Source organism: Micromonospora sp. WMMD737, assembly GCF_049179055.1.
GTDB lineage: Bacteria > Actinomycetota > Actinomycetes > Mycobacteriales > Micromonosporaceae > Micromonospora > Micromonospora reichwaldensis.
The window spans coordinates 698,941-715,826 of sequence record NZ_JBMHMH010000001.1 but is presented as its reverse complement, the minus strand read 5'-3'; the positions used below and the strand labels follow the sequence as shown (position 1 = coordinate 715,826).

The window sequence follows — 16,886 nt, the reverse complement described above, 5'->3', positions numbered from 1 at the left end:
TGGGCGGGGCGACGGCGCCGTGACGGCCGGGAAGGGTCGTCGCGGGCACCACCACCCGCCGGACAGGAGTCAGCGACCGGGCAGGTCGGCGAGGCGGGGCAGGTCACCGTCGCGGAGGCGTTGCCAGGACCGCCGGTAGAGTTCCGCGGCCGGTTCGAACGGCACGGTCACCCCGAGCGCGGCCGTGCCGTCGGGGGCGAGGTCGAACAGGGCCAACTTCCAGCCTTCGATCGGCACCTGCCCGGCGCCGCGCTCCAGCCACGGGCCGGGCAGGAACAGCGACCGGCCGGCCCGAGACCGGCTGGCCTCGACGACCAGGTCGGTGCCGGCCAACTCGGCGCGCGCCGCCTTCAGCCGCGCCGGCTTCCAGCCCGTCCACCTCGCCGTGTTGCGGTCCGTCGGGTCGGGCATGGCCAGCAGCATCAGGTACGCCGCCGCCGCGTCGGTGCCCAGGCCGTACGCCTCGGCGACCTCGGCGACCACGTCGGACGCCGACCGGGTGGGATCCTGCGGCCACCAGGTCCCGTCCGCCGCCCGCGCGCCGTCGGCGGGCTCCCCCGGGTCGGCGAGCAGCGCCGCGAAGCGCGGGTCGCGCACCAGCCGCAGCGCCACCTCCACCGGGTACGGCTTGGCCACGTCCCTGCGCAGCGCCGGCAGATACGGGTCCGTGCCGTCGGCGTCGAGCAGCTCCGGCCGCAGCGCGGGCACCGGTCGGCTGTCGTGGGTGGACAGTACGATGGCGCCGTAGCGTTCCCAGCCCGGGCCCGTCTCCGACGGGGTGCCCGCCACCTGCCGGAACTCGGGCAGATAGACGTACTGCTCCAGGTCGAGCATGAGGTCGGGGTTGGCCAGCCGGTCCCGGATCGTGGCCAACGCGGCCGGCAGCGCCGCCCGGCACGGGTCGCCGACCGGCGTGTGGTGCGCGACCCAGGCCGCCAGGGCGATGGTGGAGTGCAGCACGTGCCCGGTGAAGCCCGCCGGGCGCTTGGCGACGGGCCGGGCCCGGTTGCCCCGGACCTCGAAGGCCACATCGGTGCTCAGTTCGGCCGAGCGGGCCGGGTCGAGCAGCGCCGGCAACGCCTTCGCGGGCGCCCAGCCGGTGCGGATCGCACGGGTCGCCTCGGCGAGCAGCTGTTCGGGCACGACCGCCCGGCGCCCCAGAGCGGCGTTCCATACCGCCGCCGCGGCGGCCACGTCCGGTCCGTCGGTCCACAGCCGGGCCGGGTCGGCCGGCAGCAGCGCCGAGACCACAGCCAGCCGCAGTGCCGGCCTCGCCTCCCGCAGGACCCCGAAGGCCAGCTTGACCTCGCCGACCTGCCTGATCCCGAGCGCCCTACGCAGCTCGGTCGGCACGGTGCCGGCCGAGTCGGCGTACGGCAGGCCGGCCAGCACCAGCTTCGCGGCGGTGGGGGTGATGCCGGTCAGCTCGGCGAACCGTTCAGCCGCCTCCGGCCGCCAGGGCAGCGGGCCACGCGCGGCCCACTCGGTGCGGAAGGCGGCCAGCCAGCCGGCCGGCCGTTCGTCACCGACGGGCTCCAAGGAGTGCAACGTGTACGGCTCGGGCAAGGCGAAGACGCCGGCCGGGTCGTGGTGCAGCGCCTCGAAGAAGTAGCCGGTGCTCGTGCCGCTGGAGTTGAGCACCGCGAGGAACGCCCCGTCGGGCAGCGGCAGGATGCCCGGCCGCGGATAGCGGCGCGAGCCGTCGGGGTTTCTCATTTCGCCGTCCAGCACGTGCAGTATGCACCGGCGCCACCGCCCCGGCTCGGCCGCCGCGCCCAGGTCGAGCCCGTCCAGCTCCGTGAGCAGCGCGCGCAGCGACTCCCGGTGCTCGTCGGGGGTGACCGCCGCGACGGCCCGGTAGGCGACGGCGGCGACGCCGCCGAGCAGCGCCCACCAGTTCAGGGTGGACGGCAGCGCCGGCCCGTCCAGGTGCAGCCGTACGGCGGGATCGCCCCCGCCGGTGACGGAGCGCTGAATGGCCAACGCCCGGAACTGGGTGAAGGCGTGCGCCACGGTGCCCGCTCCGTAGATCGAGCCGCGCAGGCCGTCCAGCGCCGCGCTGAGCTGCCGGTCGGTGGGTCCGGTCACGGTGGCCGCCGGCGCCACCGCGACGGGGGCGGACAGCGACCTGGTCAGCCGCTCGGTCACCGCCTCCAGGTCGGTGCGCACCCGGGCGGCCAGCCGCAGCGCCCCGGCCACCCCGGCCAGCAGGGCGTCGTGGCTGAGCGCCGGCACCGTCGAGCGGACCAGCTCGACCAGCGCGTCCGTGTCGTCCTCGGCGGCGGTCGCGCCGGTGGTGGCGGGCGCGTGGCCGGCGCCGACCGTGGACGCGGGAACGGCGATGGGAAGGCCGGTGACGGCCTGGGTGGCCACGGTCAGCCCGGCCCGCGCCGCCGCGCGGGCCGCGGCCCGTGCCGCCTCTTCGGCCAGGACGGCGCGGCGCTCGTCGAGGGCGACCTTCAGCAGTGCGGCGGCGGTCTCCCGGTCCATCCGGCGCAGGGCGGTGGAGCCGGCCGGGTCGCGGGGCAGCAGGTTGCCGAGGAACTGCCGGGCCGGCAGCGGAACCCGGCCGGGACGGTAGTCCCGGCTGGACGGCCCTCCCGCGGCGGCCGACACCACCCCGTCCGGGTCGACCAGGACGGGACCCTTGAGCACGGCCCGGGGCCGGTCGTCGCCGGGCAGCACCAGCGCCGCGATCGGCTCCTGGCCCGCGGCGACGGTGACGGTACGACCGGCCAGGTCCGTGCCGCGTACCGAGCCGTCCGGCAGCGTGACCACCCGCCAGCCGAGCAGCCCGTCCACGGGGACGGCGGCCGGGGTGGCCCGGTCGGACAGGGCCGGCCGCAGCCAGCTGGCCGGTTCCTGGAGGCGGCTCCCGTCGACCGGGAGGTCGGCCAGGAACCGGGGCAGGCCGCGTCGGCCGTGGGTGTTGGCGACCGGGTCGTACTCGCGCCAGCCGTGGGTGTCGTCGTCCTCGCCGTGCCGGTACACCCAGTGCGAGGTGCCGTCGGTGATGACCGGCAGCTCGGACGGGACAGCGGTGTCACCGGCGTGCAGCACGCCGTCGCCGGTGGTCCGGCCGCCGCCGGGCAGCGGCAGGGTGATCTGCTTCCCGCGCGGCTGGCTGCCGTGGTGGCGGCCCTGGATGAGCTGCGGTTCGCCGGGCGACGAGTGCCAGTAGCCGCGCAGGTCGTAGTCGAGCGTCTTGGAACGCCAGTAGACCAGCAGTTGGCCGTCGACGTAGTGGTAGCCGGGCTGGCCCCACATGTCGCCGGCGGGGATGCGCAGGTCGTGGCGGAGCACGATGCCCTCGGCGCCGATCACGCGCACCGTGGTCGGCCCGCCCAGGATCGCATACGGCCAGGCCTCCTGCCGGATCACCTCGACCTGCCGGTCGCCGCCGGTCACCTCCTGCCAGGCCAGCTCCCAGTCCGGCCAGCCCAGCTCGTCGAGGAACCCGCCGCGCAGGCTGCGGGCGACACGCTCGGCGAGGTCGACGCCGAGGGCCTGCCCGAGGTCGCCGCCCCGGCCGGGCTCGCCGGGTCCGTCCAGCTCGTCGGAGACCAGGCGCAGCGCCTCGACCGGGAGCCGGCCCAGCCAGTCCACCGACGCCGGCAGGTACGGCAGCCCGGCGGCGAACCGGTCGCGGATCCGGGTCCGCAGCCAGTCGATCAGCATCGGCCGGACGCCCGGCGTGTCGACCATCCGGCGCAGGGCGGCCTGCTGGTCGTCGAGCTGGTCGAGGCCCCGGCGCAGGGCACCGGTGAACCGGTCGTCGCCCGCCACGGCGAGCAGGTCGCGTTCTCCCCCGCGCGTGACCCAGTTCGCCAGGTCCAGGGCCTCGTGCTCCTTCGGCGCGGGCACCGGCAGGTCGAGGGCGAGCAGCAGGTCGAGCAGTTCCAGGTCCCCGTCCGCACCGAGGGTCTCGCCGCTGTCGGCCAGCTCGACGCGCAGCCGATCGGCCATCCGCTCGACGAGCGGGTACAGCTGCGGCAGCCGGCGGCGGTGGTGGCCGGAGTTGGCCCGGGCCACGAAGCGGCGCAGCCAGCCGACGGAGCCGTCCTGCGGGCGGGCCGGGTCCGGCACGTCCGCGTCGGAGAGCCCGGCCAGCGCACCGGTGTCGGTCAGCAGGGCCAGCCACGTGACCAGGTCGTCCCGGTCGGTGGGCATCAGGTCGAGCAGGCTGCCGCGGATCGCCGGGTCGCGCCCGGCCAGCGCCGTCACCGCCGGCAGGTGCGCCTTCCACCAGCCGGCCGGCGCCTCGGCGGCCACCGGCAACCGGAGCAGCTCGGCCAGGTAGGCCGCCTCGCGCTCGGCGACGGCGGCCGCGCCGGCCTTACCGGCTGCCTTGGTGGCGGCTCGGACCAGCCGGTTCACCACCCCGGCCGACTGGGTGGACGGGACCACGCCGGCGGTCGCGGCCCGCAGCGCCAGCCGGCAGAACCGCTCCAGCGCCTCGCCTGCCGGCAACTGGGCGGACAGTTCCTTGGCGTAGCCCGCCAACGCGGTCGCGGACACGACCTTGGCCGAGGCGAACTCCACGTAGACCTCGTCCAGCCGGTTGAGGTCGACCGGCAGGCCGTGCTGCGCCTCCGCCTTGCGCGCCTTGTTGAACAGCTGCGTCGCGTACGCGTCCTGTCCGGCGCCCAGGAACACCCGCGCCGCCTGCTCGAAGAACGTCGGCAGGAAGTGCGGCAGCGTACGGGCGAGCCGGTCGGCGACGCTCTGGTGCCCGTCCAGGGCGGCCTTGGGCCGCGACCGCACCTGCTTGGCCAGCTTCTGCAACTCGGGCACCACCGCCAACGCGTGCCGGCCGTCCGCCGGATGGTGCACCAGCACCCACTCCGGGAACGCCAGCGGCCGGCGGGGGCCCAGCCCGACGACGACCGGCTCGGCGCCCGGCGTCAGGCCCAGGAACTCGACGGCGATGTCCTCGCCCTCGCCGAGGGCGGCGTCGACCAGGCGGACCACCGGTCGGTCGTCGAGGGTCGGATGCCGGTAGGTGCGGGCGGTGAGGGGCACCGCCCGGTCGCCGGCCCCGGCGGTGTCGGCCGGCAGCACCGCGCCGGCGGTCAGCAGGCTCTCGACCGACTCGTCGCCGGTGGTCGTCGTCATCCCGGTCACGCCTTCTTCCCCGTTCCGGTCACGGCGCCGGACAGGGCCGTCGCCATCCGCATTCCTTCCGACCAGGCCACCGGCCCGACCTCGGTCAACCGCAACGTCGGGCCGTCCACCGCCGACCAGGAGAGGTTGCCCAGGGTCGCCTCGGAGTCCCAGTAGTCCTCGTCGAACCGCATGGCGGCCTCGACCGCGCGGCCGGCCTCCCAGACCCGGCACCTGATCTGCGAGCCGGAGACCCGGTAGCCGAGCGTGGCGGCCCGGGCGGCGAGCCGGTTGGGGACCGTGGTGCCGCGGAAGTCGGTGATGGCCGTGTCGCGCTGCTTCAGCTCGTCGGGCTTGCCCCAGGTGCCCCGGTGCAGTTGCTCGATCCGCTGGGTGACGTCCAGTTCGTCGGCGAACTCGCGCAGGTCGGGCAGGTCGGGCAGGCGCACCGGGTGCGGCAGGGTGGCGGTCGCCGGCGAGAGCCGGACGGTGTCCCCGTCGAGGTTGACCACGCGGAGGTCGCCGGTGTCGGTCACGTCGCGCAGGAAGCCCGGCTCGGCCGGGTCGTCCCCGAGGACCACGAGGTCGCGCAGCGCGTCCTGCCAGGCCGGGTCCGGCCAGACCCGGGCCAGCAGCCCCGTCGGCACCGGCAGCGAGGACACCACCCAGGCGTCGACCCGGGCCAGGCATTCGGCGGCGTGCCGGTCCAGCCACTGGGCGAGCTGGCGCAGCCGGTCCACCTCGGGGTCGTCGCGCAGCGCCTTCGGCAGCGTCTTCAGGGGACGACCACCGGCGCGCGGGCCGGTGGACCGGGCCGCCACCTTTCCGTCCACGAGGGAGATCTCGTACGAGTCTCCCACCGGTAGCCAGGCCATCAGGAATACCCTCCGCAGCGGCAGAACAGCCAGATTTCGTGAGGAATCGGCCGTGATCGACAACGAGGGCACGCTAACAGTAGTGACCGACACGACAGCGACCCATCGGCCGAGCAGCCGAGGCGCGGTCAGCGTGACGAGCGACCGCGATTCACGGAAGCCGCAGGTCCAGCCGGTCCGAGCGCACCGCGACCGGTCAGTCGTGGCCCCGACGGGAAACGAGGCGATGATCTAGGTCACACCAACCGGCCCGCGGTTGGCGCCTGCGTCGACACGTCGGGGCAGACGCTGGCCGCCCATCGGCGGCGCGGGCCCGTGGCCGTGCCGGATCAGGAGCGTGACCGGCGGGTGCGGCCTGGCGGCCCTCAGGCCGGATCACGACGTCGGCGCGCCGCCGTGGTGGTCGAGCACCTTGCCGAGCAACGCGACCAGGGCCTGCCGTTCGGTGGCCGACAGCGGGGCGAGCAGCTCGTCCTGCACGGCGTCGAGCGCGCGGTCCAGCCGCCGCAGCTGCCGCGCGCCCGCCTCGGTGCTGGTGACGATGTTGCGTCGGCGGTCCGCCGGGTCGGCGCTGCGCTCGACGAAGCCCTCCCCCTCCAACTCGGTCACGGCCGCGACGACGTCGCTGCGGTCCATCCGGCAGCGCCGCCCCAGCTCCGCCTGGCTCGTCGGACCGAACTCCCGCAACGCCGCGAGCACCCGGTAGTGGTAGCCCCGCGCGCCCGCGGTGGCGAATCCCTGGGCGACGAGCCGCCGCGCGTGCACCGCGGTCTGCGTGATCAGCCAGCTCGCCTTCGTCGCGAGACGATCCGGTGTCGGTTCCACGGGTGACCACGCTAACAGGCCGTTGGCGACGCCAACGCTCTGCCATATCGTTGGCGGCACCAACGATATGGAGGATCGAGATGTCACCCGTGACCGACCGCGCCGAGATCGCCGAACTCGTCGCCCGGCTCGCCCAGGCACTGGACGAGCGGCGCTTCGAGGACCTGCGGGGCGTCTACGCCCCGGACGCCGAGACCAGCAGCCCGCGCGGGGCCCTGCACGGCATCGACGACATCGTCGACGTCCTACGGCGGACCAGCCCCGAGGAGGAGTCGACCCAGCACCTCAACACCGACGTGGTGGTGGATCTCGACGGCGACCACGCCGAGGTCGGCACCCATCAGCTCGTGTACTTCTTCCGCCGGGGCGAGGCCCCGCACCGGGTCGCCGGCGTCCAGGCCCGCTACACCGCCACGCGTACGCCGGCCGGCTGGCGCTTCGCGCGGGCCCGGATCTCCCCGCTCTGGCAGCACGTCTCGTGACCGCCGGGAATGGAGTCACTTCGCCGCCGGCGGCGAGGTGACCGGCGAATACTCGGCTGCGCACGACGCGGCCCGCCCCTAGGCTGCCGAGCTACGCGCCGGCGAGGCGTGCTGTCGACAGCGGTCACACCGCCGATCGGAGATGCGCAGGAGATGACGAGTCAACTGTTCGCGCTCAGCTTCGATGCGAACCACCCTCTGCGGCTCGCCCGGTTCTGGTCCGGGGTGCTGGGCTGGGACCTGGCCGACGACCCACCCGACGGTGTCGCACTGCTGCCCACCGACGACACCGGGTTCCGGATCCGTTTCCTGCCGACCGAAAGGCCGAAGGTCGGCCCGAATCCGATGCACTTCGACCTGACGAGCACGTCCCTCGAGGACCAGCGGCAGACGGTGACCCGGGCGCTGGAACTCGGCGCGGAGCACATCGACGTCGGCCAACGGCCGGAGGACGGGCACGTCGTGCTCGCCGATCCCGACGGCAACGAGTTCTGCGTCATCGAGCCGGGCAACGACTTCCTCGCCGACTGCGGATTCGTCGGGGCGCTGGCCTGCGACGGCTCGCAGGAGGTCGGCTACTTCTGGAGCGAGGCGCTGGGCTGGCCGCTGGTCTGGGACCAGGACCAGGAGACAGCGATCCGTTCACCGCTCGGCGGCCCGAAGATCACGTGGGGTGGTCCACCGCTGGACCCGAAGACAGGCAAACAACGACTGCACTTCGACCTCGCTCCGCCAGCGGACGGCGACCAGCAGGCGGAGGTCGACCGGCTGCTCTCCCTCGGGGCCACCCGGATCGACATCGGCCAGGGCGAGGTCAGCTGGGTGGTCATGGCCGACCCCGACGGCAACGAGTTCTGCGTGCTGACGCCCCGGTAGCCACCCCGAGAGGGCGAGCGGGAACGACAGCGCCGGGTCGGTCACCGGGTCGGCTGCACGGACGACCGGAGTCGGCATGGTCAGCGGCTTCCGGCTGCCACCGTGCGCCGGGACGGCAGCGGTCGGCGGCCGTCCCGGCGGGACTGCTGGTTCAGCAGGTGGTGTTGCGGGCCGGGACCCAGCCGTCCACGGACGGGTACTCAGCGCCGTGGCCGTAGATCCAGGTGTCGTCGTCGACCGCCGAGACCTGACCGTGCCAGCGGAACCCGCGGCCGGCAGTCAGGGTGAGCAGCACGTGGCCGTGCGGATCGGTGCGCAGCCAGGTGTTCTCCCGGAGGTTGCAGACGATGCCCCACGCGTCGCTCGCCGAGGCCGGCGCGGCCACCACAGCCGTACCGGAGAAGACGACGGTCGCGACCGTCAGGATGTGCAGAAGGCGGCGTTTCACTCGTGTCCCTTCGACCGTGGATGTTGACGGCCTCCGATTGTGGTCGATGGGTACGCCCCCGACGCCACGGGGGGCGGCATCGGCGCACCGCTCGGCAGCCGCCGCTCAGTGGAAGGAGTCGTAGAAGTCGTTCAGCACGTCGTGCACGTTGTCCCGGTCGAACTTCTCGACGCCCAGGATCAGGGCCAGCAGTTGCGCCCCGTCCTTGGGGATCTGGCACTTCGCCTCGGCGACGAGTTCGTCCAGCATCCAGTGCAGGAGCTGGGCCACGGGCGTCCGGGCGGCGAGGTCGGAGTTGATGGTGAACCGGATGGTGCCGTCCGCGTTGACGACCGTCGAGTGGTTGAGCATCTTCGGCTCGGCCCGCACCACCAGCCGCTCCTCCGCCCGCATCAGCGCCAGCATCGCCGCGTGCAGCGCCTCCATGTAAGCCCCGATCAACGGCGCGTGCGCCCGGTCCTGCGGCAGGTCGGTGAGCACGAGAGCGACCGGCTTGGGCAGGTCGGTCCTGGTGAAGTCGAGGCGGGTGAAGTCGTAGGTGCGCACCCACGCGCGGGTGATGCGGGAGGCGAGCACGGTGTGCAGCGAGTCCATCCGGGGCGCGGTGCGTCCCCGCATGGCGGCCACCTGCTCGTCGGTGGGGAACGGGCCGCCCTGGCCCAACGCCTCGCGGACGGTCTGCTCGAAGTTGGCGGCGTTCTGCAGGGCGATCTGGCCCTGCAGGTAGTAGGCGGCGTTGCGGTGGCGGTAGACGATGTCGACCGTCGGATTGTCCGCCAGGATGTGCGTGCCCTCGTGAGCGAGCGTGGCGGCGAGCTCCCACAGGTGCATCGTTCCGTCGAGCGCGGAGCGACCCACGTTGATGATGGCGGTGTCGCCCTGACCGCTGGCCAGTGCGCCCATCCCGTCGGGCAACGACAGGTTGCACACGAATCCCGACCGCCGGCCGTCGGTGCGCTTGAGCACTGCCTGCAGGGCCGTGACCGTCTGCGCGAAACGCGCCTTGGCCACCGACGAGGTGGACCCGAACAGACGCGCGAACGCGGTGTTGACGGCGACGTGCGTGGGACTCGTGTCGTCGTTCATGACGTCGACGATCCTGGTCTTCAGTTCGTCCACAACGGCGATGAGGTACGGATTGCCGACGGCGGAGGGCACGACCCCGTCGAGCGAGTCCTGCACCTCCTTGAACAGGGTGGCCGCCCGATGCATCGTCGCGCCGCGTTCCGCGATCCGTTGCAGCCAGGTCCCGACGGCCAGGGCGGCGACCTTGTCGAGCCGGGCGGTCAACTGGTCGCGGCGCAGCCCTGCCGGCAGCGCCCCGACGATGGGGCGCAACCGCTGGAGTTCGCAGGCCATCAGCACCCGGTAGGTCTGGAACACCTCGCGCCGGCCGAGATCGAGTGCCTTCCTGGTCGCTTCGTCGGGAAACGGGAACATGTGGAGGGCCCCTTCGCTCTGCCGGCCCGGCCCGGTCGGCCGAACGCCCGCAGAGAGGTAGCACCCGGAAGGCAGTGGCAGTCAGTAGCGCGTCGGTCATCGGGCAGTGAGTGCGCCCTCATTCGCGCGCCGCGTCCGAGCGCTCTGCGGCTTTCGCCGGCTTGACGGCAACTCCCGCCATCTGACATCACCCGTCGGCGCCAGATGTATCTACTCGCATCGATCGGACTCCGTAAGGATGTCCACCCGCCCACGCCACCACCCCGGGGCGAACGGCGATCCCCCATCATCGGGAGGAAATGTGTCTACCAGACTCGCAGGAAGAGCGCGCCGTTCGACGCTCGCCCTGCTCACCGGCGCGGCACTGGCGACGCTGCTGTCCGTCACCGCGGCCGGCGCCGCACCACTGGCCGGCGCGGACGGCCCCGCCACCGCCGCCGCCGTCGACGTGTACATGAAGGACACCGCCGCCGACGTGGGGCTCGAACCGCACGCGCTGAACCCGCTCTGGCAGAGCCCGGACATCAAGGTCTGCCACACCGCCATCGAGTGCGCGACCAGCCAGAACCCGATCGTCGGCCAGCGGAACTACATCTTCATCAAGCTGCGCAACCCCGGCCCGTACGGCGACAGCGTCATGGAGGAGGGCACGATCTGGGTCTACCGGACCACGCCCGGCGGCGGGGCGGGCTGGCCCGGCGCGTGGACGCAGATCGGGGCGATGGCGGTGCCGGTCTACCCGGGCGTCACCACGGTCACCATCCCGTGGGACAACGTGCCCGGCCCGGGTCACTTCTGCCTGCTGGCCCGCTGGATCTCCGCCAACGACCCGATGACCTTCGAGGGACCGGACATCGGCGTCAACACCCGCAACAACAACAACATCGCCTGGCGCAACGTGGACTCGGTGGCGGTGACCGCCGGTGGCCTGGCGCAGATCCGGCCGTTCGCCATCGGCAACACGCTGACCCGGCCGGCCCGCAGCAGCGTGGTCTTCAGCCAGACCGGGGCACCGTTCCAGGCCGCCGGTGGCCGGCTCGTCGCCGACCTCGGACCGACCCTGTTCGAGCGCTGGGCCAAGGGCGGCAAGGCCGGCAAGGGTGTCCGCGAGGTGGGCCGCAACCAGGTCGAGATCGTGGACATCGGCCAGGCCAGCCTGGACAACCTGGAGCTCAACCCCGGTGAGCGGCTCGCCTTCTCGCTGAACTTCACGGCGACCGTGCCGACCCGGGAGCAGATCGCCGTCAACGTGACCCAGATCGGCCCGGACACCACCGGCGCCGCACGGGCCGACCTCGGCGGCGTGCGGTACGACATCACGGTGGCCCAGCGGGCCGGATAACGCCCTCGAGGGGCAGGGACGGAGGTCGCGGACGGGGCCCGCGACCTCCGTTCCGCCCGTCCGGCCGGTGTCCCGGGCGGACCCGCCTCGGTGTCCGCTCAGCGCAGCGTGACCCAGGTGGTCGCCACCGCGTACCCGACGGTGCGGGCGCAGAACTGGACCGGACCGGCGGGCGGCACCCCCATCGAGAAGTAGCCGACCGCGTCCACCGGCACCTCCTCGTACGGGCCGACGGCGGTCCGGGCGGCGACCCGCCCGCCCCGGGCCGGTGAGAGCTGCCCGACGATGCCGGTCGGGGTCAGCTCGATCTCGACCACCACCGCACCGGCGCGGAACGTCAGCGTGCGGGCCGAGCCGGCGGAGCGGGTGGGACCGGCCGGTTCCGGATCGCAGACCGAGTCGAAGGTCAGCTCGGCGAGGGCCAGCTCGGCGTCGACGGTCCGCCAGCTGAACGCGGCGAGGGCTGCGGCCAGGAACTCCTCCGGCACCGGGCCGGAGTCCCGCAGGGCGGCCCTCAACTCGGCCAGCAGGGCGTCGTCAGCGGCTGGCGGCCACGGCTCCATCCCGGTCACCTCCGCTCCCTTCGTCACCCGGGCGCGCCCTGAGGAAAGGGGCGAGTGCCGGACAGTTCCGCAGCTTGTGCAGGCACCGGGCCTGGCTCGGACCGACGCTACCCACCGGCATGCCCAACCGCGCGCCGATCTCGCGGTAGCTGACCGGCGGATCGGCCAGCAGCAGGGCCAGCAGGTCCCGGCAGCGCGGCGGCAACTGCGCGAACGCCTCCCGCAGCGCCTGCTGCCGCTCGGCGCGCAACAGGTCCTCGTCCGGGGTGACCGGGTCCACCAGCAGATGGGCACCGACGTGCCGGTCGACCGAGTCGTCGTACGGGTCGAACGGCTGGGTCCGCCGGCCGAGGCGAAGCAGCCGGTAACACTCCCGCCGGGTGGTGGTGACCAGCCAGGCGGGCAGGGCGTTGGACTCCCGCAGCCGTCCCAGGTGCTCCACCGCGCGGAGCCAGACGGTCTGGTTCACGTCCGCCGCGTCGACCTGGTCGAGTCCGTGGGATCGGATCACCGAGAGCACCAGGGGGGTGTAGCGGCGCACCAGCTCGCCCCACGCCCGCTCGTCACCGCAGGAGGCGGCGGCGACCAGCCCGACGGTGCTGCGCTCGCTCACCGGTACGACGCCCCGCGCGCCGGTGCCGACGACCTCACGCGACGAGTACGCCGTAGTCGGGATGCCAGCGGGGGCCGGCGACCAGCGCGGCCCGGGCAGCCTCCGCGCCGAGCCCGGCACTGGTCATCAGCGCGGCCAGCCGGCCGGCGACGTGGCCGGTGGCGAACGAGGTGCCCGTCCAGGCCGCGAAGCCGTCGAAGTACCGGATCGGCTGGCCCGGCAACTGCAACCGGCCCCTGACGTAGGTGCTGCTCCGGTCCCCCAGGGCACAGGCGTCCACCCACGACCCGTAGCTGCTGTACGGCGCCGGCACCGGGCCGGTGGCGCCGGCACTCACCGCGCCCACCGCCAGGACCCGGTCCAGGGCGGCCGGCCAGGCCCGCCGGCTGGTGCCGGCATTGCCCGCCGACGCCACCACCGCCCGGCCGGGCAGCCCGGCCAGGGCGTTGACCAGCGGCAGCGGAGGCTGGTCGTCCTGGGTGAAGTAGCCCAACGAGAGGTTGACGACCGACACCTGCGGGCCGAGCCGACCGAGGGCGGCGACAAGCATCTCCTCGTCGCCGACGCCGGTGGCGTTCAGCGCGACCTCGGGATCGAGACGTACGCCCGGCGCGGCCTGCCGGACCACCCCGGCGACGAACGTGCCGTGGCCGCCCTGGAGTGCGAGCACGTCGGCGCCGACGTAGAGGGCGTCCTCGTCGTCGACCTCGGGGAGGTAGCTGCCGGCCAACCACTGCGGATGGCGGGAACCGGCCAGCCGCCAGATGCCGGTGTCGCAGATCCCCACCGTCACCCCCGCCCCCTCACCCGCGCGCGCCGGATCCGGTGCCGGCAGGGCAGCGGCGACCCGGGGCGGACCGCCCGGGTTGCCCATGATGTTGCCGAAGCCGAGCAGGGCGTGGTGCGGCTGGACCAGGGGCACCGGCTGCCCGGGCCACTGCTGCGGGTCGCGGAGCCTGGTCACCACCGACGGGATGTCGGTCTCGGTGGCGAAGAGGAGTCGGGCGACCCCGCCGAAGCCGACGCCCTCGGTGACCGGGTGGCCGTAGCTGCGCAGCCGACCCACGACCCGCTGCACGTCCGGGTGGGCCACCAGCAACTGCCGGGGCCGGTAAAGGAATTCCCGGCCCGCGACGGCATGGCGGCGCAGGTCGGGGTCGGCGGCCAGGGCCTCCAGGAAGGCCCGCTGGTAGGTCTCGTCGGGCGACTCGCCGGCGGCGGCCGGGGCGCCGCGCCCGACGAGACCGAGCGGCCCCGCCGCGGCGACCAGGGTGGACCAGGCCATGACCTGCCGGCGGGACAGCCCGGCGGGCGGGCGCGACGCGACGGAGTCGTCAGACGGCACCGGTCCTCCAGGCGGTCGAAGATGCGTGGTCGGCGGCGGGCCGGGCAGCCACGGAAGCGCTCTCCGAGGCACCGGACGATTATTTCAAAGGATAGTCGGGTGTCAATTGATCGTCGGTCAGGCGATTGACGTCCGATCCGCCTCGAGGCGATTGACCGGGGAGCGTGACTGCGGGATTCTTCTTGGCATGGCCGACAGCGCCGATCCCGGTGCCGTCCAGGCCCAGGCCGCGCTCGACGCCGTCCAGCGCTACCCCCGCGAGGCGATCGCGATCGCCCGGCAGGTCCTCGCCACCGGGCAGCCCGACGCCGACGAGCGGTCCACCGCCGAACGCGCCATCGGGCTGGCCCTGCGGGAACTCAACGACCTGCCGGGCGCCCTGCGGCACCTGCGCCGGGCGGTGCGCGTCACCGACTCGCCCCGGGCACGGGCACTGGCCCGGATGAGCCTCGGGTACGTCCTGGCCAACGCCGGGCGCACCGGCGCGGCGCTTCGCGCGGTGACCCTGGCACTGCCCCGGCTGACCGGTGCCGACGCCGGCCGGGCCCGGATGCAGCGGGGCGTGGTGCTGCACTACCGGGGACGGTTCGACGAGGCGGTCCGGGACTACGGCATCGCGGTGGAGATCGCCCAGCGCGAGGGTGACCTGCTGCTGGAGGCGCGGGCGCGCAACAACCGTGGGCTGCTCAACGCCCACCGGGGCACCAGCCGGGACGCCGACGACGACCTGTTCCGCTCCGCGGCCATCTTCAGCCGGCTCGGGCTCGACCTGGCCGCCGCCGACGCCCGCTGGAACATCGGCATCGCCGCCGGCCAGCGCGGCGACGTCGCGGGCGCGCTGCGCAGCTTCGCCACCGTCGGCGACGAGTACCGCCGGTTGTCGGTGCCCCGGCCGGCGCTGCTGTTGGACCGCTTCGAACTGCTGCTCTCCGTACCGCTGGTCGACGAGGCGGTCGAGGTCGCCACGTCCGCCGTGACGGAGTTGCGGCGGCGCGGCATGGCCTCGGATCTCGCCGAGGCGCTGCTGGCGCGGGCCCGGGCGGCGCTGCTCGCGGGTGACCTGGACACCGCTGCGGCCGCCGCCGCCTCGTCCCGGGCCCGGTTCCGCCGCCAGGGGCGCCGCATCTGGGCCGCCTTTGCCCGGCACGTCGAGCTGCGCGCCGAGTTCGCCCGGGGCACCCGGTCGACGGCCCTGTTCACGGCCATGGTGCGCACCGCCGGGCAGCTCGACGCCACCGGCTGGCCCTCGCCGGCACTGACCACCCGGATCGAGGCCGCCCGGCTGGCCGAGGCGATGGGCCGACCCGCGCGGGCGGCCGAGCTGCTGGCGGTGGCGGCCCGCGCGCACCGCCGGGGCACCGCGCCCCACCGAGCGCAGGGCTGGTACGCGCTCGCGCTGCGGCGCCGGCTCGACGGTGACCTACGCGGTGCGGCCCGGGCCCTGCGCCGAGGGCTGGGGGTGCTCGACGGCCACCGGGCCTCCCTCGGCGCCACCGAGCTGCGCGCACACAGCGGGGCGTACGGGCACGAACTCGCCGCCGAGGGACTGGACATCGCCGTGCGCACCGGCACGCCCGCCCAGGTGCTGGCCTGGGCGGAACGCTGGCGGGCCAACGCCCTGCGGATGCGCGCGGTGCAGCCGCCGCAGGACCCCGAGTTGGCCGCCGCCCTGGCCGAGCTGCGGATGGTCAGCACCGCTCTGGAGGACGCGCTGCTCGCCGGGCACCCCGGGTACGCGCTGCGGCGCAGCCAGGCCCGACTCGAACAGCGCATCCGCGAACTGGCCCGGGGCGCGCACGGCGGGGCCCGGGGCGCGGACGGCGGGGACCTGGTGGCACCGCCGACGGTTGCCGCCCTCGCCGCCGCGCTCGGTGACGCCGTGCTGCTGGAGCTGGTGGCGCACGGGCCACGGCTGCGCGCGGTACTGGTCCGCGACGGCCGGACCAGCCTGCACGACCTCGGCCCTCTCGACGAGGCGCTGGGCAGGGCCCGCCTGCACCGGTTCGGCCTGCGCCGGCTGGTCACCACCGGCGACTCGGCCAGCGCCCGGGCCGGGGTCGAGTTCGCCACCACCGCGCTGGACCAGCAGCTCTTCGACCCCGTACGCCGGCTGCTGCGCGACCGGCCACTGGTGATCGTCCCGATCGCCGCGCTGCACGCCGTGCCCTGGTCGGGCCTGCCGACCTGCGCCGGCCGGCCGGTGACGGTGGCGCCCTCGGCGACGGTCTGGTTGCGCGCCGTCGGGCGGACCGTCCCGGCAGGCCCGCCGGTGCTGGTGGCCGGCCCACGACTGCCCGCCGCCGAGACCGAGGTACGTCAGCTCGGCGCGGCCCTGCCAAGCTCCCGCACCCTCACCGGCTGCGCCGCCACCGCCGACGCGGTCACCGACGCGCTGAACGGGGCCGGGTTGGCGCACATCGCCGCGCACGGCGCCTTCCGCGCCGACAACCCGCTCTTCTCCACCCTCGAACTGGCCGACGGGCCGTTGACCGCGTACGAGTTGGAGCGGCTGACCCGCCCACCGGGCTGCGTGGTGCTCTCCGCCTGCGACTCCGGCCTCTCCGGCGTCCGGCCGGGCGACGAGGTGATGGGCTTCACCGCCGTGCTGCTGGCCCTGGGCACCCGCAGCCTGATCGCCACCGTGTTGCCGGTCCCGGCCGACCTGACCACCGCGCTGATGCTGGACCTGCACCGGCGGATGCGTGCCGGTGCTCCGCCGGCGGTGGCGCTCGCCGAGGCCCAGCGCGCGTTCGGCACCGCCGGTGGTGGTGCCGCCCAGGCCACCGCCGCCGCCTTCGTCTGCTTCGGCGCCGGCTGAGAGCAGCCCAATCCTGTGCGAGCCGCCTGCTGTCGAGCGACCGGCAGGAGAACGGCGACCAGGCAGACGGGTCGCACCGGGCGGTGACGCGGATCCCGTCACGGGTCCGCCCGTGCCGGTCACCTGACTGTCGGCCGGCCGCGGTCGAAGTAGCGG

12 protein-coding genes are annotated in these 16,886 nt (G+C 74.4%); 4 read left to right on the top strand and 8 right to left on the bottom strand.

Going from position 1 to position 16,886, the window contains the following annotated elements:
- Positions 1-69: 69 nt before the first annotated feature.
- The 3 genes from ACN27A_RS02465 to ACN27A_RS02455 all read right to left on the bottom strand — a co-directional run bounded on the left by ACN27A_RS02465 (position 70) and on the right by ACN27A_RS02455 (position 6,803).
- Complete coding sequence (locus ACN27A_RS02465) at positions 70-5,115, bottom strand: hypothetical protein (RefSeq protein ID WP_421449474.1); 5,046 nt, start codon at positions 5,113-5,115, stop codon at positions 70-72.
- 5 nt (positions 5,116-5,120) lie between these two features.
- The gene (locus ACN27A_RS02460) at positions 5,121-5,978 is read right to left on the bottom strand and encodes a DUF4132 domain-containing protein (protein ID WP_421449473.1); all 858 of its coding nucleotides are present in this window, start codon (positions 5,976-5,978) and stop codon (positions 5,121-5,123) included.
- 375 nt (positions 5,979-6,353) lie between these two features.
- On the bottom strand, positions 6,354-6,803 hold the full coding sequence (locus tag ACN27A_RS02455) for a MarR family winged helix-turn-helix transcriptional regulator (RefSeq protein ID WP_421449471.1): 450 nt from the start codon (positions 6,801-6,803) through the stop codon (positions 6,354-6,356).
- 80 nt (positions 6,804-6,883) lie between these two features.
- Between ACN27A_RS02455 and ACN27A_RS02450 the strand changes: the two genes are divergently transcribed.
- Together ACN27A_RS02450 and ACN27A_RS02445 are read left to right on the top strand one after the other, a co-directional pair.
- A complete protein-coding gene (locus tag ACN27A_RS02450; RefSeq protein WP_421449469.1) occupies positions 6,884-7,285 on the top strand; it encodes a nuclear transport factor 2 family protein in 402 nt (133 codons plus the stop codon).
- Between the two features lie 153 nt (positions 7,286-7,438).
- Positions 7,439-8,161: a VOC family protein gene (locus tag ACN27A_RS02445; protein ID WP_421449467.1), complete on the top strand. Its 723-nt coding sequence runs from the start codon at positions 7,439-7,441 to the stop codon at positions 8,159-8,161.
- A 151-nt stretch (positions 8,162-8,312) separates the two neighbouring features.
- Here the strand turns inward: ACN27A_RS02445 and ACN27A_RS02440 are convergent, their stop codons facing one another.
- Complete coding sequence (locus ACN27A_RS02440; protein WP_132237811.1) at positions 8,313-8,609, bottom strand: hypothetical protein; 297 nt, start codon at positions 8,607-8,609, stop codon at positions 8,313-8,315.
- A 105-nt stretch (positions 8,610-8,714) separates the two neighbouring features.
- On the bottom strand, positions 8,715-10,049 hold the full coding sequence (locus tag ACN27A_RS02435) for a hypothetical protein (RefSeq protein WP_421449466.1): 1,335 nt from the start codon (positions 10,047-10,049) through the stop codon (positions 8,715-8,717).
- Between the two features lie 301 nt (positions 10,050-10,350).
- On the opposite strand from ACN27A_RS02435, the gene ACN27A_RS02430 reads away from it, so the two are divergent.
- Positions 10,351-11,391, top strand: coding sequence for a hypothetical protein (locus ACN27A_RS02430; RefSeq protein ID WP_421449464.1), 1,041 nt, complete (start codon positions 10,351-10,353; stop codon positions 11,389-11,391).
- Between the two features lie 98 nt (positions 11,392-11,489).
- On the opposite strand, the gene ACN27A_RS02425 is transcribed toward ACN27A_RS02430, so the two are convergent.
- Genes ACN27A_RS02425 through ACN27A_RS02415 form a run of 3 tightly spaced genes read right to left on the bottom strand, consistent with a single transcriptional unit; the run spans position 11,490 to position 13,912 of the window.
- Entirely contained in the window at positions 11,490-11,954 is a 465-nt protein-coding gene (locus tag ACN27A_RS02425; RefSeq protein ID WP_421458354.1) for a hypothetical protein, read from the bottom strand.
- On the bottom strand, positions 11,929-12,567 hold the full coding sequence (locus tag ACN27A_RS02420; RefSeq protein ID WP_132237817.1) for an RNA polymerase sigma factor: 639 nt from the start codon (positions 12,565-12,567) through the stop codon (positions 11,929-11,931). Before ACN27A_RS02420 ends, ACN27A_RS02425 begins: the two co-directional genes overlap by 26 nt.
- A gap of 34 nt (positions 12,568-12,601) precedes the next feature.
- Positions 12,602-13,912, bottom strand: coding sequence for a S8 family peptidase (locus tag ACN27A_RS02415; protein WP_421449462.1), 1,311 nt, complete (start codon positions 13,910-13,912; stop codon positions 12,602-12,604).
- A 187-nt stretch (positions 13,913-14,099) separates the two neighbouring features.
- On the opposite strand from ACN27A_RS02415, the gene ACN27A_RS02410 reads away from it, so the two are divergent.
- Entirely contained in the window at positions 14,100-16,730 is a 2,631-nt protein-coding gene (locus ACN27A_RS02410; RefSeq protein WP_421449460.1) for a CHAT domain-containing protein, read from the top strand.
- The last annotated feature ends 156 nt before the right edge of the window (positions 16,731-16,886 follow it).

What these genes read in the sequence shown, in the direction of transcription:
- ACN27A_RS02425 (WP_421458354.1), bottom strand. Translation starts at nt 11,954, where the DNA reads ATGGAGCCGTGGCCGCCAGCCGCTGACGACGCCCTGCTGGCCGAGTTG.
- ACN27A_RS02445 (WP_421449467.1), top strand. Translation starts at nt 7,439, where the DNA reads ATGACGAGTCAACTGTTCGCGCTCAGCTTCGATGCGAACCACCCTCTG.
- ACN27A_RS02465 (WP_421449474.1), bottom strand. Translation starts at nt 5,115, where the DNA reads ATGACGACGACCACCGGCGACGAGTCGGTCGAGAGCCTGCTGACCGCC.
- ACN27A_RS02435 (WP_421449466.1), bottom strand. Translation starts at nt 10,049, where the DNA reads ATGTTCCCGTTTCCCGACGAAGCGACCAGGAAGGCACTCGATCTCGGC.
- ACN27A_RS02460 (WP_421449473.1), bottom strand. Translation starts at nt 5,978, where the DNA reads ATGGCCTGGCTACCGGTGGGAGACTCGTACGAGATCTCCCTCGTGGAC.
- ACN27A_RS02450 (WP_421449469.1), top strand. Translation starts at nt 6,884, where the DNA reads ATGTCACCCGTGACCGACCGCGCCGAGATCGCCGAACTCGTCGCCCGG.
- ACN27A_RS02410 (WP_421449460.1), top strand. Translation starts at nt 14,100, where the DNA reads ATGGCCGACAGCGCCGATCCCGGTGCCGTCCAGGCCCAGGCCGCGCTC.